The organism is Methylobacterium sp. 275MFSha3.1 (genome assembly GCF_900108435.1).
Lineage (GTDB): Bacteria > Pseudomonadota > Alphaproteobacteria > Rhizobiales > Beijerinckiaceae > Methylobacterium.
In genome coordinates this window covers 319,196-336,697 of the sequence record NZ_FNWP01000002.1, presented here as the reverse complement: position 1 = coordinate 336,697, position 17,502 = coordinate 319,196, and the positions used below count along the sequence as shown (strand labels likewise).

20 protein-coding genes are annotated in these 17,502 nt (G+C 72.5%); 10 read left to right on the top strand and 10 right to left on the bottom strand.

The window, feature by feature from the left end:
- Positions 1–27 precede the first annotated feature (27 nt).
- From BLW78_RS01490 to BLW78_RS01475, 4 genes are all read left to right on the top strand, one after another.
- Positions 28–1,059, top strand: coding sequence for an aldo/keto reductase (locus BLW78_RS01490; RefSeq protein WP_056522820.1), 1,032 nt, complete (start codon positions 28–30; stop codon positions 1,057–1,059).
- Positions 1,060–1,194: 135 nt separating this feature from the next.
- Positions 1,195–2,133, top strand: coding sequence for a pirin family protein (locus BLW78_RS01485; RefSeq protein ID WP_091675990.1), 939 nt, complete (start codon positions 1,195–1,197; stop codon positions 2,131–2,133).
- A gap of 167 nt (positions 2,134–2,300) precedes the next feature.
- Positions 2,301–2,852 (top strand): hypothetical protein, encoded by a 552-nt coding sequence (locus tag BLW78_RS01480; RefSeq protein WP_091675987.1) that lies wholly within the window; start codon positions 2,301–2,303, stop codon positions 2,850–2,852.
- Between the two features lie 31 nt (positions 2,853–2,883).
- Positions 2,884–3,402 carry a hypothetical protein gene (locus tag BLW78_RS01475; protein WP_091675985.1) on the top strand — a complete coding sequence of 173 codons (519 nt, stop codon included), beginning with the start codon at positions 2,884–2,886 and terminating at the stop codon, positions 3,400–3,402.
- Between the two features lie 51 nt (positions 3,403–3,453).
- On the opposite strand, the gene BLW78_RS01470 is transcribed toward BLW78_RS01475, so the two are convergent.
- Positions 3,454–3,897: a Ros/MucR family transcriptional regulator gene (locus BLW78_RS01470; protein WP_020091031.1), complete on the bottom strand. Its 444-nt coding sequence runs from the start codon at positions 3,895–3,897 to the stop codon at positions 3,454–3,456.
- Between the two features lie 121 nt (positions 3,898–4,018).
- Here BLW78_RS01470 and BLW78_RS01465 point away from each other — a divergent pair, with 121 nt between their 5' ends.
- Entirely contained in the window at positions 4,019–4,987 is a 969-nt protein-coding gene (locus tag BLW78_RS01465; RefSeq protein ID WP_091675982.1) for a helix-turn-helix domain-containing protein, read from the top strand.
- Between the two features lie 7 nt (positions 4,988–4,994).
- On the opposite strand, the gene BLW78_RS01460 is transcribed toward BLW78_RS01465, so the two are convergent.
- The 3 genes from BLW78_RS01460 to ppk2 form a co-directional block, all read right to left on the bottom strand.
- Positions 4,995–5,222, bottom strand: a complete 228-nt coding sequence (locus tag BLW78_RS01460; RefSeq protein ID WP_020091033.1) for a hypothetical protein — start codon at positions 5,220–5,222, stop codon at positions 4,995–4,997.
- A gap of 572 nt (positions 5,223–5,794) precedes the next feature.
- Positions 5,795–6,043 carry a hypothetical protein gene (locus BLW78_RS01455; protein WP_128083267.1) on the bottom strand — a complete coding sequence of 83 codons (249 nt, stop codon included), beginning with the start codon at positions 6,041–6,043 and terminating at the stop codon, positions 5,795–5,797.
- Between the two features lie 78 nt (positions 6,044–6,121).
- Positions 6,122–7,069 carry a polyphosphate kinase 2 gene (ppk2, locus tag BLW78_RS01450; RefSeq protein ID WP_244526718.1) on the bottom strand — a complete coding sequence of 316 codons (948 nt, stop codon included), beginning with the start codon at positions 7,067–7,069 and terminating at the stop codon, positions 6,122–6,124.
- Positions 7,070–7,223: 154 nt separating this feature from the next.
- On the opposite strand from ppk2, the gene BLW78_RS01445 reads away from it, so the two are divergent.
- On the top strand, positions 7,224–7,499 hold the full coding sequence (locus tag BLW78_RS01445) for a hypothetical protein (protein WP_091675979.1): 276 nt from the start codon (positions 7,224–7,226) through the stop codon (positions 7,497–7,499).
- Positions 7,500–7,556: 57 nt separating this feature from the next.
- A complete protein-coding gene (locus BLW78_RS01440; RefSeq protein ID WP_020091038.1) occupies positions 7,557–8,417 on the top strand; it encodes a hypothetical protein in 861 nt (286 codons plus the stop codon).
- A gap of 24 nt (positions 8,418–8,441) precedes the next feature.
- Here BLW78_RS01440 and BLW78_RS01435 read toward each other — a convergent pair whose 3' ends face one another.
- The 6 genes from BLW78_RS01435 to BLW78_RS01410 all read right to left on the bottom strand — a co-directional run bounded on the left by BLW78_RS01435 (position 8,442) and on the right by BLW78_RS01410 (position 14,108).
- Positions 8,442–8,822, bottom strand: a complete 381-nt coding sequence (locus BLW78_RS01435) for a response regulator (protein WP_091676467.1) — start codon at positions 8,820–8,822, stop codon at positions 8,442–8,444.
- A 128-nt stretch (positions 8,823–8,950) separates the two neighbouring features.
- Positions 8,951–10,315 (bottom strand): LLM class flavin-dependent oxidoreductase, encoded by a 1,365-nt coding sequence (locus BLW78_RS01430; protein ID WP_091675976.1) that lies wholly within the window; start codon positions 10,313–10,315, stop codon positions 8,951–8,953.
- A gap of 19 nt (positions 10,316–10,334) precedes the next feature.
- Positions 10,335–10,883 carry a cupin domain-containing protein gene (locus BLW78_RS01425; RefSeq protein WP_091675974.1) on the bottom strand — a complete coding sequence of 183 codons (549 nt, stop codon included), beginning with the start codon at positions 10,881–10,883 and terminating at the stop codon, positions 10,335–10,337.
- 19 nt (positions 10,884–10,902) lie between these two features.
- Positions 10,903–11,841, bottom strand: coding sequence for an ABC transporter substrate-binding protein (locus tag BLW78_RS01420; RefSeq protein WP_091675971.1), 939 nt, complete (start codon positions 11,839–11,841; stop codon positions 10,903–10,905).
- Complete coding sequence (locus BLW78_RS01415) at positions 11,841–12,935, bottom strand: LLM class flavin-dependent oxidoreductase (protein WP_020091043.1); 1,095 nt, start codon at positions 12,933–12,935, stop codon at positions 11,841–11,843. Before BLW78_RS01415 ends, BLW78_RS01420 begins: the two co-directional genes overlap by 1 nt.
- 27 nt (positions 12,936–12,962) lie before the next feature.
- Complete coding sequence (locus BLW78_RS01410) at positions 12,963–14,108, bottom strand: acyl-CoA dehydrogenase family protein (RefSeq protein ID WP_091675969.1); 1,146 nt, start codon at positions 14,106–14,108, stop codon at positions 12,963–12,965.
- 490 nt (positions 14,109–14,598) lie between these two features.
- Between BLW78_RS01410 and BLW78_RS01405 the strand changes: the two genes are divergently transcribed.
- Genes BLW78_RS01405 through BLW78_RS01395 form a run of 3 tightly spaced genes read left to right on the top strand, consistent with a single transcriptional unit; the run spans position 14,599 to position 17,497 of the window.
- A complete protein-coding gene (locus BLW78_RS01405; protein ID WP_091675966.1) occupies positions 14,599–15,699 on the top strand; it encodes an ABC transporter substrate-binding protein in 1,101 nt (366 codons plus the stop codon).
- 8 nt (positions 15,700–15,707) lie between these two features.
- On the top strand, positions 15,708–16,712 hold the full coding sequence (locus BLW78_RS01400; protein ID WP_091675964.1) for an ABC transporter permease: 1,005 nt from the start codon (positions 15,708–15,710) through the stop codon (positions 16,710–16,712).
- On the top strand, positions 16,706–17,497 hold the full coding sequence (locus BLW78_RS01395; RefSeq protein ID WP_056522794.1) for an ABC transporter ATP-binding protein: 792 nt from the start codon (positions 16,706–16,708) through the stop codon (positions 17,495–17,497). The genes BLW78_RS01400 and BLW78_RS01395 overlap by 7 nt, the downstream gene beginning before the upstream one ends.
- Positions 17,498–17,502: the final 5 nt, after the last annotated feature.

Here is a 17,502-nt window from a genome sequence, read left to right as displayed (position 1 = left end):
GGCGGCCGCGATCGCGACGAGGACTCGATGGACTACAGGCAGTTCGGACGCTCCGGCCTCACCGTGCCGGTGCTCAGCTTCGGCACCGGCACCTTCGGCGGCACGAACGAATTCTTCCAGCGCTGGGGGCAGACGGACGTCGCCGAGGCGACCCGCATGGTCGATCTCTGCCTCGACTCCGGCGTCAACTTCTTCGACACGGCCGACATCTACTCGGGCGGCGCCTCGGAGGAGATCCTGGGCCAGGCCCTGAAGGGCAAGCGCGACCGGGCGCTGATCTCCACCAAGGCGACCTTCCGGTTCAACGACGAGCTGAACCAGGTCGGCTCCTCGCGCTACCACCTGGTCCGCGCCTGCGAGGCCAGCCTGAAGCGGCTCGGCACCGACCATATCGACGTCTACTTCATGCACGGCTTCGACGCCCTCACCCCCGTGGACGAGACGCTGCGGGCGCTCGACGACCTCACCCGCGCGGGCAAGATCGGCTATATCGGCGCCTCCAACTTCTCGGGCTGGCAGCTGATGAAGGCGCTCGCGACCTCCGAGCGCCACGGGCTCGCCCGCTACGTCGCCTACCAGGGCTACTACGCGCTGATCGGCCGGCACTACGAGTGGGAGCTGATGCCGCTCGGCCTCGACCAGGGCGTCGGCCTGATGGTCTGGAGCCCGCTGGGCTGGGGCCGTCTCACCGGCAAGATCCGCCGCGGACAGGCCAACCAGAGCGGCCGCATCGCCGCCGGCGGCGCCGAGGGCGGGCCGCCGGTCTCCGACGACTACCTGTTCGGCGTGGTCGACGCCCTCGACGCCGTGGCGGCCGAGACCGGCAAGACGGTGGCGCAGGTGGCGCTCAACTGGCTGCTGACCCGGCCGACCGTGTGCAACATCGTGGTCGGCGCCCGCAACGAGGAGCAGTTGAAGCAGAACCTCGGCGCCCTCGGCTGGACCCTGACGGCCGAGCAGGTCGCCCGGCTCGACGCGGCGAGCCAGGAGACCCCGATCTACCCGTACTGGCACCAGCGCGGCTTCGACGAGCGCAACCCCAAGCCGACACCCTGGTAGGCCGTCGCCCCGGCCGGGACGATCGGGCGATTTTTCGGAAACGATGCGTTTCGATCGTTTCTGTTCCAACCCGGCCGCTCCCGGTCCAGGATGCCTGCAGATGGGGGGCCGATCCCCGCGCGGAGGAGCAAGGCGATGAGCTGGCACAGTGCCGATGACCCGATCCCGGGCGACCATTTCAGCTGCGACGCGATCCAGACCCTGATCGTGCCCCGCTCGCGCGATCTCGGCTCCTTCGCGGTGCGCCGGGCGCTGCCCTCGACCGAGTGCCGGATGGTCGGCCCCTTCATCTTCTTCGACCAGATGGGCCCCTCGGAATTCCTCCTCGGGCAGGGCATGGACGTGCGGCCGCACCCGCATATCGGCCTCTCCACCGTCACCTACCTGTTCGACGGCGAGATCATGCACCGCGACAGCCTCGGCACGGAGCTGCCGATCCGGCCGGGCGAGCTGAATTGGATGACCGCCGGCCGCGGCATCACGCACTCGGAGCGCACCGCCCCGACGCTGCGTCAGACCGGCTCCCGGCTGTTCGGCATCCAGAGCTGGGTCGCGCTGACGGACCGGGACGAGGAGAACGCCCCCGCCTTCGAGCACTACGACGCCGCCGCGCTGCCGGTCCTCACCGGCGAGGGCAAGACCGTCCGGCTGATCGCCGGCGAGGCCTTCGGCGCGCGCTCGCCGGTCCGGACCTCGAGCCCGATGGTCTACGCCGACGTGGCCCTCGAGGCCGGCGCCGTCCTGCCCCTCGATCCGACTTACGACGAGCGGGCGATCTACACGGTCGCGGGCGCCATCGAGATCGCCGGCGACGGCTTCGGCCCCGGCCAGCTGCTGGTGTTCCGCCCCGGCGACCGCATCAGCGTGCACGCCACGGAATCGGCCCGGTTCATGGTGCTGGGCGGCGAGCCAATGGACGGCCCGCGCCACCTGTGGTGGAACTTCGTCTCGTCCCGGCCCGAGCGGATCGCGCAGGCCAAGGAGGATTGGCGCCAGGGCCGGTTCGACACCGTGCCGAACGACGCCGAGTTCATCCCGCTGCCGGAGGACCCGCAGCCCGTCCGCTACCCGTGAGACGGCCCGCGATCCGGCGGTCCCGCGCGCGACGTCGCGCGGGTATCGCCGCGGCAGCGCAACCCTAGCGCGAACATTAAGGAGTTGTTAACCATTTTCCGTCGCTGTGAGGCAGACGCCGATGCCTCACCGAAGGCTTGCGCTGCACCCTGTCGGCAGGACGCGTGATGGAACAGACGAAGCACCCCAAGGCCGAGGCGCTGGACCAGATCGATGCCGTCGCGCGCGACGCCCGCGAGCCGACGACCCGGATCCGCACCGGCAACCTCGTCCTGCTCGCCGCGGACGAGCGCGTCTCGGCGCAGGGGCGCAACCAGAACCCGTCGCCGGTCGAGCGGTGGCCCGACCTGCTGGAGCGGGTGCAGGGCGCGGCGCGCTACATCCGGGACGTCGAGGACCGGGCGCAGGAGCAGGAGACGCACGTCCAGGACCTGCTGCGGCAGGTGCGCGCCGACATGGACGCGGCCCGCGCCCAGGTGCTGGCGGCCGAGCGGGAGACCCACGAGGTCCACGCGCAGGCGATCAAGCTGATCCAGGCCGCCGAGGACCGGGCCGCGGCCGCCGAGGAGCGGGCCGCGGCGGCGGAGCAGATGCTCCAGCGCATCGCCGAGACGATCGACGCGGAATTCGTGATGCAGCCGGGCGGACAGGGGACCGGCCAGGCGGGCAGCACACAGGACGCCCGCGCTCGGGCTTCCGCGACGCGGGCGGCTTCGTGACCGGCGCGGACCCGGCGGAACCGCCACGGCGATGAACGCGACGTTCTGGGCCCAGCTCGACGCCCGCATCGCGCGTGAGCGCGGAGAACCGACGGAGCCGGCTCCGGGGGTCGCCGACGGCCCCCTCGTGGCCGACGCACCGAGCCCGGCGGCGCGTTCCGAAGCGTCCCCCGAACCCGATCCGGAGACGCCGTCGCGGCCGGTGGCGGACTGGAGCCAGATCCTCGACACCCTGTCGGCCGCGACCGTCGCGAAGCAGGCGCAGGATCAGCGCCTGCACCAGCAATCGACCGCCTGCGAGACGCTGGCCGCGGATCTGGAGGCCGCCCAACAGGAGATCCGGACCCTGCGGGCGCTCCTGGAGGAGGCGCGGGCGCAGGCGGCGCGGCAGGTCCACGAACGCGAGGCGGAAGCCGACCGGCGCGTCCGGGAGGCCGAGGCGCGGGCCGAGGCCGCGACCCTGCGGGCGGCGGCGGCCGAGGACTGGCTCAAACGGATCGAGCAGGCGAGCCGGGATCTGCTGCCCGACGGACGGCACGCGGCCGCCTGAGGCCGAGAGAGCCAGCCACGAATCAGCCGCGGCCTGCCGAGGCGGGTCGGCTCAGGCGGCGCGCTCGCCCGGCACGCCGAGGCCGATGGAGCGCGCCAGCGCGGACCGGCGCTCGGCATATTCCTGCGCGACCATCGGATAGTCGGCCGGCAGACCGTAGCGCTCGCGGTAGCTCTGCGGGTGCAGGCCGTGGGCCGTGAGATGGCGCTTGAGCGTCTTGTACCGGCGCCCGTCGATGAAGCTCACGATGCCGTCGGGCCGGATCGAGCTGCGGATCTGCGCGGCGGTAGGCCGGTCGCGCAGCGCGTCCGTGTCCCCAGCCGCCTCGATCGACGCCGCCCCGTTGGCGGCCAGCGCGGTGATCGCGTCGTGACACTGCGCGATGAGGGTCGGAAGGTCGGCGGTCGGAACCCGATTGTTCGATACGTAGGCAGCGACGAGCCCTGCCGTCAGCACGATATTGGATTGAGGGCTGACGAGGGACGAATCGGACACGTTATGGGCTCCTGACAAGGTCGAGAACCTTCTTAGGTTGGTCGGCGCCGTTGCGCTTGCCTGAAAGCGTGCTACCGTTTTCCCGAGCGCGCGCGGCGAAGCATGAATACAAGAATTTACGATGAGGACTTTGTTCTCTACGGCGGATTTCAAGCCGAAAGACAGTTTCCGCCTCTGGCGTGAGACGATCTTCGAGCGGATCGTGCCGGTCGAACTTACGCCTGCCGCGGCGCACGCTTTCACCGGCACACTGGAGGCCGCGGAGGTCGGGCCGCTGCTGATCACGCGCGTGACGCAGAGCGCCGTCACCACCGTCGCGACCCCGGACACGATCCGCCGGCACGGCAAGTACGAGACCCTGAACGTCGCCATCACGCTCAAGGGCCGCGTGTTCAGCGCGCAGGACGACCGCACCGCGATCCAGAATCCCGGCGACATCGTCGTGATGGACCGTCGGCCGGCGACGATGGGCTCCGACGTCGACACGCAGACGCTGTTCGTCGAGCTGCCGCGCGCGGCCCTGGAGCGCGCCCTCGGCTCGACGCGCCGGTTCACGTGCCTCACGATCGGCGCGGATCAAGTCGGCACGTCGATGGTCACGACCTTTTTCCAGGAACTGGTCCGCAACGCGGAGCGCCTGACGCCGGACATGTCGAACCGCATGGCGTCGGTCGGCGTCGATCTCATCGTCGCGAGCATCGCGGAACGCCTCGCGCACGAGACCCCCAAGAACATCCAGGGCGTCCTGATCTTCCAGCGCGCGCTGGCCCACATCGAGGCCCATCTCGGCGACCTGAACCTCGACCCCGCCCGGCTCGCGGCGGCCGTCGGCGTGTCGCTGCGCCACCTCCAGGCCCTGTTCCGCGAGCAGGACCGCAACATCGCCGACTGGATCTGGCGGCGGCGGCTGGAGACCGCCGCGCAGCGTCTCGCCGATCCCGGCTTCGCCCATCTGGCCGTCGGAGAGCTGGCCTACAGCTGCGGCTTCTGCACCCAGAGCCATTTCAGCCGCCGCTTCAAGGACAGCTACGGGATCTCGCCGAGCGAGTACCGGTGGCGCAACCGCGGCGCGGACCAGCTCGCCGGCTGACGTCCGGCTACTGCAGGACGGCGCCCGCGGTGTTCGCGCGGATCCATCCCGGAGCGAGGATGTCGCCGCCCTCGGTAATGATCCAGGGATTGGCATCCTCGGCGTCGATCGCCGCGACCGCGGCGGCGAGGGCGGCCCGCAGCGTCGGGAAACTGTGCGACACGGCCACCCGGGCCGGCGCGTAGCCCGGCCAGAGGGTCAGTTCGGCGGGTCGGTCGAGATCGGTCGGCAGCATGGGTCGTGCGGGGCTGGAGGGGCACGCCGCCTGGGCCGCGGGCGTGCGGGGAAGCGGACGGAGAGCTGGCGCGCTCAGGCGGCCTTCGGCTTCGGCCGGGGCACGCGCACCTCGACCATCTGGCCGGTCATCGGGTTGAGGATCAGCATGTCAGCACGTCTCCGGTGGACCTGCCCGTAGAACGCCCGCCGATCGCGCCCGGATCGGAGCGGTCGGCGCAATTGTGCGGTTTGGGTAAACCGATCGTTCACCGTGAAGGCGCGCCGTTCATCCGCGCCGTCTCCGCCCCAGATTACAACCGGGCGTCGTGTGGGCAGAGGTCGGCACACCTACCGTTTTAGGCGTAGGATCCGACGCGCGTCGTCGCGATGGCCGAGCCGCGGGCATACAAAAGCCCGCCACGGCAGGACCGGGCGGGCGGAGTGGCGGCATAGGGTCGGGAGGTTCGCCGTGGCGGCGACCTGCCATCCCGCCCATGACGGCCGCATGACAGCGGTATGCCAGCGCGATGACAGCCGCATGCCAGCCCCACAAATATCGCGCGACCGTCGCGCGACCGGTGGCCGATCCCGTCAGACCCGCTCCGGCTCCGCCAGCAGGATGGCGGCGCGGATGGCGGCCCGGCGCAGCCCGGCATCGGCCCAGGGCTGATCGATCAGCGTCCGGGCGAAGGGATGCGAGGCCACCGCGGCTGCGGGATCGATGCGGAAGCCGTCCCCGAACGCCACCGAACCGGGCGTGGGATCGGCCAGATAGGCGTCGACGACGGCCGAGACGTCGTCATCGACGATATCCAGGGTCGTGAACAGGTCGAGAGTCATGGGGCGCTTCGCCATGGCGGCGCTATAGCCGCGCCACCGCGACAGGATCACGACTCCCGCGCCGTCACCGCGCCGCGATCAGAACGCGGCCGGAACGATCATCGCGGCGGGGACCGGGCCGCGCACGTAGTCCGCGTGCCGCAGGCGCTCGGGCAAGTGGACCGCCGGGTGCTCCACGCTGCCGTAGGGGATCTGGTCGAGCAGGTGGCTGATACAGTTCAGGCGGGCCCGTCGCTTGTCGACCGCCTCGACCACCCACCAGGGCGCCTCGGGGATATGGGTCCGCGCCAGCATGTCCTCCTTGGCCCGGGTGTAGTCCTCCCAGCGGCGCCGCGACTCGACGTCCATGGGCGACAGCTTCCACTGCTTGAGCGGATCGTGGATCCGCATCCGGAAGCGGAATTCCTGCTCGGCATCTGTGATCGAGAACCAGTATTTTACCAGGACGATGCCGGACCGCACCAGCATGCGCTCGAACTCGGGGACCGACCGGAAGAACTCCTCGACTTCCGCCTCGGTGCAGAAGCCCATGACCCGCTCGACGCCGGCGCGGTTGTACCAGGAGCGGTCGAACAGCACGATCTCGCCGCCGGCGGGCAGATGGGAGACGTAGCGCTGGAAATACCATTGCGTCCGCTCGCGCTCGCTCGGGGCGGGCAAGGCGGCGACGCGGCAGACGCGGGGATTGAGGCGCTGGGTGATCCGCTTGATCACGCCGCCCTTGCCGGCCGAGTCGCGGCCCTCGAACAGCACGACCACGCGCAGTTTCCGGTCCTGCACCCAGTCCTGGAGCCGGACCAGCTCGTGCTGGAGCCGGAGCAGCGCGCGGAAATAGACCTTGCGGTCGAGATGATCGGGCGGCGCGCCGCCGAGCTCGGCCGCGAGCCGGTCGAGGCGATCCTCCTCGAGCCCGAGTTCCAGCTCCTCGTCGTAGCTGTCGGCGAGGTCACGCCGGATCGCCTCCAGGGTGGCATCCGCGTTGGCGTTCAAGGTGGCATCCGGGGCAGAGCTGTCGTCGGGCCGCATCGCCGGTTCTCCTGCGCGTCGCGGGGTCGAGCTAGAGCAGCGTTCCGTGACACGCCTGAGAAAGCGCCGCGCCCGCGGCGGCCGATCCCATGTCGCGCCCGTGATCGTTCCGTCATACGGTTCCGCCACCGATCGGGGCGACCGGAGATGCGTCATGGCTGGAGAAGCGAAGAGGGCCGGGCCGAAGCGCCGACGGGACGACTTGGATGCGGCGCGCGCCGAGGGCGAGAAGGTCGGCGCGCGGATCGATGCCGCCTTCGAGAAGCTCGCCGGGAAGCTGCGCGCCCGCGCCGACAGGGCCCGCGCCAAGCTCGACGCGGCGACCAAGGCCGAGAAGCGGGCAGTGCTGCTGCGCCGCTACGAACTCTACGCGGACGCGGCGGCCTATCTCGAGGAGCGGCTCGTCGATCGCGGGGGGCGATCCGCGTGATCTCCATCGACCCGGCCGGGCGCGGCGCCGCCCGACGCAGCTGACGGCGAGGATCCCATGTTCGACGCGACCAAGATGCTCGCCGACGCCCTCGGCGAGCACCTGGCCCTGACCTACCAGCGGACCTTCGGCAGCCGGGAGCCGCGCTACGCCGAGATCATCGAGGCCGCGGCGCGCCTGACGATCGAGCGGATCGTCGGGAGCGACGCCCTCTACCATGACGGCGACCACACGGCCCTCGTCACCCTGGTCGCCCAGGACATCCTCCGCGGCCGCTTCCTGCAGCAAGGTATCACGCCCGAGGACTGGCTGCACATGATCCTGGCCGCCCTCTACCACGACATCGGCTACGTGCGCGGCGTCTGCGCCGGAGACCGGCTGCAGGCCTTCGTCATCGACGCGCAGGGCACGACCGTCAGCCTGCCCCGGGGCGCCTCGGATGCGGCGCTGGCGCCCTACCACGTGGAGCGCTCGAAGCTGGCCGTGCAGGAGCGCTTCGGCACGCACGATCTCGTCGACGCGTCCCGGGTCATCCGGGCGATCGAGCTGACCCGCTTCCCGGTCCCCGAGGACGATTCCCATCGCGAGACCGGGACCGAGGCCGGGCTGCTGCGGGCGGCCGACCTGATCGGTCAGCTCGGCGACCCGCTCTACCCGCGCAAATTGAACGCCCTGTTCCACGAATTCGCCGAGATCGGCGTCAACGCGGAACTCGGCTACGACAGCCCGGCCGACCTCGCGGAGCGCTACCCATCGTTCTTCTGGGGCAAGATCGAGCCCGTGATCGGGGACGCGATCCGGTTCCTCGACCTCACGGTCGAGGGACGGGGCTGGGTCGCGAACCTCTACGCCCACGTCTTCGCCATCGAGCACGACCGCCGGCGCATGGGCCCGCATCCCGGGCCGGGCCCCCTCTGAGGCCGCGCGGGCGGCGCGGCGGCCTCAGGCAGCCGCGACGAGCCTGGTCACGGCCCGGACCAGCTCCGCCGCCACGAACGGCTTCTCCAGGATGGGCCGGCTCGCCTGGGCCGGGGCGCCGGTGACCCGCACGTCGCCGGTGGCGAACAGGTACGGCACGCCGAGGACGCCGAGACGCTCAGCGACCGGATAGACGCTGTTCCCGTCGCCCAGATTCACGTCGAGCACCGCGGCGTCGGGCGTCTGCTCGGCGATCAGGTCCAGGGCGAGATCCGCGCGCGGGACCGGGCCGATCACCTCGGCCCCGGCGCTGTGCAACCAGCGCTTGACCTCGCTGGCGATGAGATACTCGTCCTCGACGACGAGGACGCGGCACCCGGACAGGGGCGGAACAGCCTCGAGCACGATCCCCTCCCATCGGCGCGCGACGATCCGAGAATAACCGCGCGACACGACCGGAGGTTCGCGCCGTTCGCATGATCCGCCACGCACCCCGACGGCGCGGGCCCGCGCCGGCCCGCGCGGCGGGTCGATCAGCCCCCTGGCCGAGCCGGGGCGTCGGGCGGGGCGTCGGGCGGGAAGAAGCGGTTGGCCGGCCGCGCGAGGCCGAGATGGTCGCGCAGCGTCGTCCCGGCGTAGTCCCGGCGGAACAGCCCGCGCCGCTGCAGCTCCGGCACCAGCCGGTCGACCACGTCGTCGAGACCCTCGGGCACGAACGGGAACATCACGTTGAAGCCGTCGCAGGCGCGGGTCTCCAGCCACTCCTCCATGCGGTCGGCCACCTGCGCGGCCGTGCCGACCATCTGCAGGCCGCCGTAGCCGCCGACCTTGCGGGCGAGTTCCCGCACGGTCGCGCCGGTGCGCCGGGCGTAGTCGACGATCTGGGCCTGCCCGCTCTTGCTGGCGTTGCTCTCGGGGAGCTCCGGGAGCGGCGCGTCGAGGTCGAAGCCGGTCGCGTCGACGCCGAGGCGGACCGAGAGGTTGGCGAGGCCGCTGTCGGGATGGACGAGGTCGTCGAGGCGCGCCTTCTTGGCCTGCGCCTCGGCCTCCGTCTCGCCCAGGACGATGAAGCAGCCGGGCAGGATCTTGAGCTGGTCCGGGTCGCGCCCCGCCGCCGGCATCCGGCCCTTCACGTCGGCGTAGAAGGCCCGCGCCGCCTCCACGGTCGAGGCCGCGCCGAACACCATCTCGGCGGTCTCGGCGGCGATCTGCTTGCCGGCCTCGGAGGCGCCGGCCTGGACGATCACCGGCCAGCCCTGCACCGGCCGGGCGACGTTGAGCGGGCCCTTCACCTTCAGGAAGTCGCCGCGGTGGTCGAGGACGCGCATCTTCGCCGGGTCGAAGAACAGGCCGCTCGCCGGATCCATCGTGAAGGCGTCGTCGGCGAAGGAATCCCACAGGCCGGTCACCACGTCGAAGAACTCGCGCGCCCGGGCGTAGCGGGTGGCGTGCTCCAGATGCGCGTCGCGGCCGAAGTTCAGGGCCTCGTCCGGGTTGCCGGAGGTGACGAGGTTCCAGCCGGCCCGCCCCTTCGAGATGTGGTCGAGCGAGGCGAACTTGCGGGCGACGTGGTAGGGCTCGTTGTAGGTTGTCGACGCGGTGGCGATCAGGCCGATCCGATCGGTGAGCACGGCGAGCGCCGGCAGCAGGGTCAGCGGGTCGAACGACGTCACGGTGGCCGAGCGGCGGAGCGCCGCCACCGGCATGTTCATCACCGCGAGGTGGTCGGCCATGAAGAACGCGTCGAACTTCGCGGCCTCCAGCCGCCGGGCGAAGTGCGCCAGGTGCTCGAAGTTGAAGTTCGCGTCCGGATAGCCGCCCGGATAGCGCCACCACGCGGTGTGGATGCCGACCGGGCGCATGAAGGCGCCGAGATGCAGCTGGCGGTCCCGGCTCATCGCTGCCGTCTCCGGTCTCTCACGGATGCTTGTGGATCGGGTCGACCCAGTACACCGTCTCGGGCGCCTCGGCGGCCTCGACGTCGGGCAGGTTGACCACCACCGCCTCGTTGTCGGAGCGCACCAGCACGCAGTGCAGCGGCTCGTCGGTCGAGGCGTTGATCTCCTGGTGCGGCACGAAGGGCGGCACGAAGATGAAGTCGCCCGGCCCGGCCTCGGCGACGTATTCGAGCCTGTCGCCCCAGCGCATCCGGGCGCGGCCCGAGACCACGTAGATCACGCTCTCCAGTTCGCCGTGGTGGTGCACGCCGGTCTTGGCGTCGGGCTGGATCGCCACCGTGCCGGCCCAGATCTTCTGGGCGCCGACCCGGGCGGCGTTGATCGCGGCCTGCCGGTACATGCCGGGCGTCTGCGCGGTGTTGGCGTCGAGCCGGTCGCCGGGGATCACCCGGACGCCGTCGTGCTTCCAGCGCTCGGACGCCCCGTGATCGTGGGCGTGAGCATGGGCGTGATCGTGGGCGTGGCCATTATCGTGGCTGTGGCCGTGGTCGTCGCCGTGGTCGTGCATGTCGGGTCCTCCCGCGCCATCATTGCACGGCGGCGGCGGTTTGCGAGACGCTCGTGTCGAGGATCGCCTCGGCCCGCGGCGCGCGGGCCTTCGGGATCAGCCCGGCGCGGACGTAGAGATCGATGCTGCGCTGCTCGTCGGCGATCACGGACGCGTCGATCGGGACGGCCCGGTAGGCGGCGCGGCCGAACCAGCGCAGCGGCACCGCCTCGGGCAGGCCGATGAGCTTCGACCAGACGGCCGCGTAGGGCGCCGGATCCGTCAGGGCCCAGGCCCGGGCGCGGGCGAGGCGCGCGCCGAAATCGGCGAGCAGCGCCCGCTTGGTCCGGATCGCGTCGTCGCTCGCCACCGCGAAGGTCAGGCCCGGGGTGATGCCGTTGCCGTCGCGGATCACCCGGACGAGGCCGGCGAGCTCCGCCGTGGAGGTGTAGGGCTCCCAGGTCGACCAGGCGTCGACCGCCCCGGAAGCCAGCGCGATCTTGGCGTCGGCCGGCGGCAGGAAGCTGAAGGTCACGCTGTCGGCGGGCAGCCCCGCCTCCTCCAGCGCCGCCAGGACCACCTGATGGCCGATCGAGCCGCGGTTCGTCGCGACGCGCCTGCCCTTTAGGTCCGCCACGGTGCGGAGGGGCGATTCCTTGAGCGCCAGGATCGCCAGCCCGTCCTGCCGGTTGCGGAAGGCCAGGAACGCCTTCACCGGCACCCCGGCGGCCGCCGCGAAGGTGAAGGGCGCGTCGCCGACGCCGCCCGCGTCGATCGCGCCGGCATTCAGCGCCTCGAGCAGGGGCGCGGCCGCCGGGAACTCGCTCCAGTCGAGCCGGTAGGGCAGCCCGTCGAGCACGCCGGCCGCCTCCATCAGCGCGCGGGCGTTGCCGCGCTGGTCGCCGACCCGCAGCACCTCCTGCGCGTGCGCCGGCCGGACCGCCAGGAGCGCCAGCAGGGCGAGGATGACGGCGCGCATCAGGCGGCCTCGGCGGCGCCGCGGCGCCCGAGGGCGGCCCGGACGGCGGGCAGCAGCGCCCGGCCGTACTGGAGCGCGTCCTCCAGCGGGTCGAAGCCGCGGATCAGGAAGGTCCGAACGCCCAGGTCGTGATAGTCGAGCAGGGCGTCGGCGACCTGCTCGGGGGTGCCGACCAGGGCGGTCGAGTTGCCCGCCGCCCCGGTCTCGGCCGCGATGGCGGTGAACAGGCGCTTGTCGTGGCGCGGCCCCGCGGCGGCGGCCGCGAGGAGCCGCCGGGAACCCTCGTTCTGCGGCGTCGCCGCCGGGCCGAGGCCCTTGGCGGCCCGGACGGCCCGGGTCCGGGCCAGGATGTCCTCGGCGCGCTCCCAGGCCCGCGCCTCGGTCTCGGCGAGGATCGGCCGGACCGACAGGCTGAAGCGCGGCGCCCGCCCGTGGGCCGCGGCCGCCGCCCGCACCCGGCCGATCAGCTCGGCGACCTGCGCGTGGGTCTCGCCCCAGAGGGCGTAGGTGTCGGCGTGGCGGCCGGCCACCGCCAGCGCCGCCGGCGAGGCGCCGCCGAAATAGACCGGGATCGCGTTGACCGGCTTCACCTCGGAGAAGCCGCGCTCCACCCGGTAGTGATCGCCCGCGTAGTCGAACGGCTCCGCGGCGGTCCAGCTCTGCCGGACGATGTCGAGGAACTCCCGGGTGCGGGCGTAGCGCGCGTCCTTGGTGAGGTGGTCGCCGTCCTGGGCGAGTTCCCGGTCGTCGCCGCCGCTGATCACGTGGATCGCGACCCGGCCGCCGGTGAGCTGGTCGAGGGTCGCGAATTGCCGCGCCGCCACGGTGGGCGCCGTGAATCCGGTGCGGTGGGCGATCATCAGTCCCAGCCGCTCGGTCACGGCGGCGACCTGCCCGGCGAGCAGGAGCGCGTCCGGCGTGGTCGCGTGGAAGGCCACCAGCACCCGGTCGAACCCGCCCCATTCGTGCGCCTGCGCCAGGAGCTTCAGGTAGTCGCGGTCGATGGACGGCCCCGCCGCCGGGTGGATCTCGGAGGTGTGGCGGGGGGCGACGAAGCCGATGAACTCGACGGCATCGGGGGGAAGCAGGCTCATGGTGCGATCTCCGGGTCGAGGGCGGGTTCAGGCGCCGAGGGCGGCCCTGCCGGCGGCGGCGCGGACGGCGTCCCCTTGCGGCCAGTGGATGCGCGCGCACAGAACGTCGCGCAGGTGCCGCTCCAGCGGGCTCGCCCGGGACAGGCCGGCGTTGCCGGACAGCTCCGCTGCGCGCTGGACCGCCGCGACGGCGTTCTCCGTGGCGGTGAGCTTCACGAAGCCGGACTCGCGCGGCGGCGGGGGATGTCCCGCATCGACCTCGGCGGCGAGCCCGGCGACGAGGCGCGCGTTGACGGCGAGCAGCCGCTCGTTCTCGCCGACCGCCTCGTGGAAGCGCGGCAGGCTCGCCAGCGGCGCCCCGAGGCTGCCGGGCCGGCGCGCCCGCAGGAAGCCGGTGAACCAGTCCTGCGCCGCCCGAGCCACGCCGTCGTAGAGGGCGGCGAGCAGGGTGCAGCTCCAGGCCTGCTGCCAGGGATCGGGCCCCGACCAGCCGCCCGGCGGCCGCAGGTCGACGGCGTGGTCCCCGGGGATCGGCACGTCCGTGAAGTGGACGTCGTGGCTGCCGGAGGCGCGCAGGCCGAGATGGTCCCAGGTCTCGGCGATGCGGATGCCCGGCGCGTCGAACGGCACCAGGACGGTTCCGGTCCGCGGCTCCGCCTCGTCGGTGCGGACGAAGACGAGGCCGTAGGCGAGCCCCGGCGCCCCGGTCGCGTAGATCTTGTGCCCGGAGATCCGCCAGCCCGCGCCGTCGCGGCGGGCGACCGTGGCCGGCAGGCCGCCCCGCGAGGGTGTCCCGAGTTCGGGCTCGACCCGCAGGGCGTTGATCAGCGCCCCCCGCGCCACCGCCGCCGCGCCGACCGCGTCGGCGAGCGCGCGCGGCCACGGGGTGTCGGGCCGGTGGATCAGCCCGTGCTGGAGGTACTGCATCGCCACGACCAGGGCGGTCGCCGGGTCGGCGGCGCCGAGCGCGCGCACCAGTGCGGCGGCCCGCGCGAGACCCGCACCACCGCCGCCGAGACGCCGCGGCACGGTGACGGCCAGGAGCCCGGCCTCCCGGAGCGCCGCGAGGGAGTCGTGCGGGAAGGTCCCCGCGCGGTCGTGGTCGGCCGCGCGGGCGGCAAGCCGTCCGGCGAGGCTGCTGACGATGTCGGGGGGCGGGACGGCGACGGTCATGGGCTGTTCGGCGACGTGATCGGCGGGCGGCCGCGCGGCGCCATCCCGGGAGCCGCGATGGTCCGCCGGGACCCGGGTCGCGTCAACGGAATGCCGTTCCGAATATTCATGGATCGGAAGGAGGATGTTGCCGCGTCGTCGGACGGTGAAGAAGAACGTGTTTCCGCCCCCCGGGGGCAGGCATCGATCGTTCTCCCGGTCGTCGTTCGGGATCCCGCCATCGAGAGACAGACGAGCGACGCTTCTCGCCGATGAGCCGGGGCGCCTGAGCGCCGTGCGACGGCGCCGATCCGTGAATGATCTTACCCGATCGCGCGAAAATAGAGGAAACGCTTTCGTTGACTCGGTCCTGCAGCGATCGAATACTCGGCATCCTGATCCCTCGACGGATCATTCCCGAAGACGAGGACGCCAGATCCGCCCGGTCGCGCCACCGGTGCGGTGACGCGCGCCGTTCCCGCCGCGCGGTCGCGCGGCCCGGAGACCCGAGATGACCGAAGCGCCCTCCCGACCGGGCAGCCCCTCCTCCGATCCCTCGCCCTCCCGGCGGCGCCTGCTGCAGGTCGGCGCCGCGGCCGCCGCCCTGCCGCTCGGCCTCGGCATGGGCACCGGCCGCGCCTGGGCACCCGGACCGAGGGCGCCGTTCGACCCCGGCCCGCTCTGCCGACCCGCCGCCGCGGAGGCGCCCGCGGGCCCGCTCCGGACGGTCAAGCTGGCCTGGAACGCCACGGCCATCTGCACGGCGGCCGCGCCGCTCGCCAAGGAGCAGGGGATCTTCGCCCGGCACGGCCTCGACGTGGAGTTCGTCAATTTCGGCGGCTCGACCGAGGCCCTGCTGGAGGCGATCGCCACGGGCAAGGCCGATGCCGGGATCGGCATGGCCCTGCGCTGGCTCAAGCCCCTGGAGCAGGGCTTCGACGTGAAGATCACCGCGGGGCTGCACGGCGGCTGCCTGCGGCTGCTCAGCGCCAAGTCCTCCGGCATCGCCGACATCGCCGGGCTGAAGGGCAAGACCATCGCGATCAGCGATCAGGCGAGCCCGGCCAAGAACTTCTTCGGCCTGCTGCTCGCCAAGGCGGGGATCGATCCGGAGAGCGGGGTGGAGTGGCGGCAGTACCCGGCCGACCTGCTGAATCTCGCGGTGGAGAAGGGCGAGGCGCAGGCGCTGGCCGATTCCGACCCGCGGACCTGGATCTGGCTGAAGGACCCGCGCTTCACCGAGGTCGCCACCAACCTGTCGGGCGAGTTCGCCACCCGCACCTGCTGCGTCGTCGCCGCCCGCGGCAGCCTGATCCGGAACGACCGCGCGGTGGCGCGCGCGCTGACCCGGGCGATCCTAGAGGGCGGCCACGCCGTCCACCGGGATCCCGAGGCCGCCGCCCGGGCCTTCTCCGGCTACGGCGGCAAGGGCTCGATCGCGGATCTCGCCGCGATGCTGCGCAGCCAGCAGCACGGCGACAGCCCGGTCGGCGGCGATCTCAAGCAGCAGCTCGCGCTCTACGGGGACGAGCTGAAGCAGGTGAACGTCCTGCGGCGGTCCACCGACACGGCGAAGTTCGCCGAGCGGATCTACGCCGACGTGCTGAGCTGAGGCGCGCCATGTCCGGAAGCATCACCGCCGGCGTCGCCCCGCGGGCCGCCGCCCCGTCCCGAAGGCTGCCGCGGCCGCCCTGGCGGATCGTCCTCGCGGGGGGCGCCTGGCTCGCCCTGGCCGGCGTGACCCTCGGCCTGCCCGAGGCGGACGACCTGCCCGAGACCGCGGCCTTCGCGTCCGGCGCGGCGGCGCTCGGCCTCGCCCTCCTAACGCTCGCGCCCGTGGCGACCCGCCTCGGCCCTCTCGGGTCGCGGCTACGGTACTGGAGCCCCTGGCTCACGGTGCTGGCGGTGGCGCTGCTGGTCTGGGAGGCGGTCACGGCGAAGTTCGCCCTGCTGCCGATGCCGTTCTTCCCGTCGCCCCAGGCGATCCTAGAGGTCTTCCTCGACGACTGGCCGAAGCTCGGCGGCAGCATCCTCAACTCCCTGATCCTGCTCTCCGGCGGCTACGCCATCGGGGCGGCGACCGGCTTCGTCCTGGGCGTCGCCATCGGCACCTTCCGGGCGGTGGGCTACTGGGCCCACCCGGTGCTGCGCTTCGTCGGGCCGCTGCCGGCCACGGCGTGGCTGCCCCTCGCCTTCTTCGTCTTCCCGTCCTCGTGGTCGGCCAGCACCTTCCTGGTGGCGCTGGCGACCGGCTTCCCGGTCACGGTGCTGACTTGGTCGGGGGTGGCGGGCGTCAACAAGGCCTATTTCGACGTGGCGCGGACGCTCGGCGCCTCGCGCGGCTTCCTGATCCTGCGCGTGGCGATCCCGGCGGCGCTGCCGCACGTCTTCGTCGGGCTGTTCATGGGGCTCGGCGGCTCCTTCGCGGTGCTGGTCGTCGCCGAGATGCTCGGCGTGAAGTCTGGCCTCGGCTGGTACCTCCAGTGGGCGCAGGGCTGGGCCGCCTACGCCAACATGTACGCGGCGCTGATCGTGATGGCGCTGATGTGCTCCTCCCTGATCACGCTGCTGTTCCGCCTGCGCGACCGCCTGCTCGCGTGGCAGAAGGGGCTGGTGCAATGGTAGCCGCCGCGACCCTCGAACGCCCCGCCGCCCAGAGCGCCGGGGCCCGCCTGGCGGTCGAGGCCGTCAGCCACGCCTTCGCGATCCGCGGGGCGCCGCTGCCGGTCCTCGACCGGGTGAGCCTCGACGTGGAGCCCGGCGGCTTCGTGGCGCTGCTCGGCCCCTCGGGCTGCGGCAAGTCCACCCTGCTGCGGCTCGTCGCCGGCCTGGAGCCGCCCGACCAGGGCGCGATCCGGGTCGACGGCGACCTCGTCGAGGGGCCGGACCCGTCCCGGCTCCTCGTCTTCCAGGACCCGACGCTCTATCCGTGGCGGACCGTGCGCGGCAACGTCGCCCTGGGGCTGGAGGCCCGCGGCGTCGGGCGGTCGCGGGCGGCCCTCGTCGACCAGGCGCTGGGGCTCGTCGGTCTCACAGGCTTCGCCGACGTCTACCCGCACCAGCTCTCCGGCGGCATGGCGCAGCGGGCGGCCCTCGCCCGGGCGCTCGTCAACGCGCCGCGGCTGCTGCTCCTCGACGAGCCGCTGGGCAAGCTCGACGCCCTGACGCGGCTCGCCATGCAGGCCGAGATCCTGCGGCTCTGGCAGGAGAAGCGCTTCACCGCGCTCCTCGTCACCCACGACGTCGAGGAGGCGCTGGTGCTGGCCGAGCGCGTGATCGTGCTCTCCGACCGCCCGGCCGCGATCCGGGCCGAGCTGCCCGTCGCGGCGCCCTATCCGCGCCACCGCGACGATGCCGAGATCGTGCGGCTGCGCCGGGAGATCCTGGGGATCCTCGGCCAGCCGACCTGACGGGC

Coding starts and splice junctions, on each gene's coding strand:
- BLW78_RS01480 (WP_091675987.1), top strand. CDS start 2,301: ATGGAACAGACGAAGCACCCCAAGGCCGAGGCGCTGGACCAGATCGAT.
- BLW78_RS01490 (WP_056522820.1), top strand. CDS start 28: ATGGACTACAGGCAGTTCGGACGCTCCGGCCTCACCGTGCCGGTGCTC.
- BLW78_RS01475 (WP_091675985.1), top strand. CDS start 2,884: ATGAACGCGACGTTCTGGGCCCAGCTCGACGCCCGCATCGCGCGTGAG.
- BLW78_RS01425 (WP_091675974.1), bottom strand. CDS start 10,883: ATGCACGACCACGGCGACGACCACGGCCACAGCCACGATAATGGCCAC.
- BLW78_RS01440 (WP_020091038.1), top strand. CDS start 7,557: ATGTTCGACGCGACCAAGATGCTCGCCGACGCCCTCGGCGAGCACCTG.
- ppk2 (WP_244526718.1), bottom strand. CDS start 7,069: ATGCGGCCCGACGACAGCTCTGCCCCGGATGCCACCTTGAACGCCAAC.
- BLW78_RS01420 (WP_091675971.1), bottom strand. CDS start 11,841: ATGCGCGCCGTCATCCTCGCCCTGCTGGCGCTCCTGGCGGTCCGGCCG.
- BLW78_RS01410 (WP_091675969.1), bottom strand. CDS start 14,108: ATGACCGTCGCCGTCCCGCCCCCCGACATCGTCAGCAGCCTCGCCGGA.
- BLW78_RS01430 (WP_091675976.1), bottom strand. CDS start 10,315: ATGAGCCGGGACCGCCAGCTGCATCTCGGCGCCTTCATGCGCCCGGTC.
- BLW78_RS01485 (WP_091675990.1), top strand. CDS start 1,195: ATGAGCTGGCACAGTGCCGATGACCCGATCCCGGGCGACCATTTCAGC.
- BLW78_RS01395 (WP_056522794.1), top strand. CDS start 16,706: ATGGTAGCCGCCGCGACCCTCGAACGCCCCGCCGCCCAGAGCGCCGGG.
- BLW78_RS01445 (WP_091675979.1), top strand. CDS start 7,224: ATGGCTGGAGAAGCGAAGAGGGCCGGGCCGAAGCGCCGACGGGACGAC.
- BLW78_RS01405 (WP_091675966.1), top strand. CDS start 14,599: ATGACCGAAGCGCCCTCCCGACCGGGCAGCCCCTCCTCCGATCCCTCG.
- BLW78_RS01455 (WP_128083267.1), bottom strand. CDS start 6,043: ATGACTCTCGACCTGTTCACGACCCTGGATATCGTCGATGACGACGTC.
- BLW78_RS01400 (WP_091675964.1), top strand. CDS start 15,708: ATGTCCGGAAGCATCACCGCCGGCGTCGCCCCGCGGGCCGCCGCCCCG.
- BLW78_RS01415 (WP_020091043.1), bottom strand. CDS start 12,935: ATGAGCCTGCTTCCCCCCGATGCCGTCGAGTTCATCGGCTTCGTCGCC.
- BLW78_RS01465 (WP_091675982.1), top strand. CDS start 4,019: ATGAGGACTTTGTTCTCTACGGCGGATTTCAAGCCGAAAGACAGTTTC.
- BLW78_RS01460 (WP_020091033.1), bottom strand. CDS start 5,222: ATGCTGCCGACCGATCTCGACCGACCCGCCGAACTGACCCTCTGGCCG.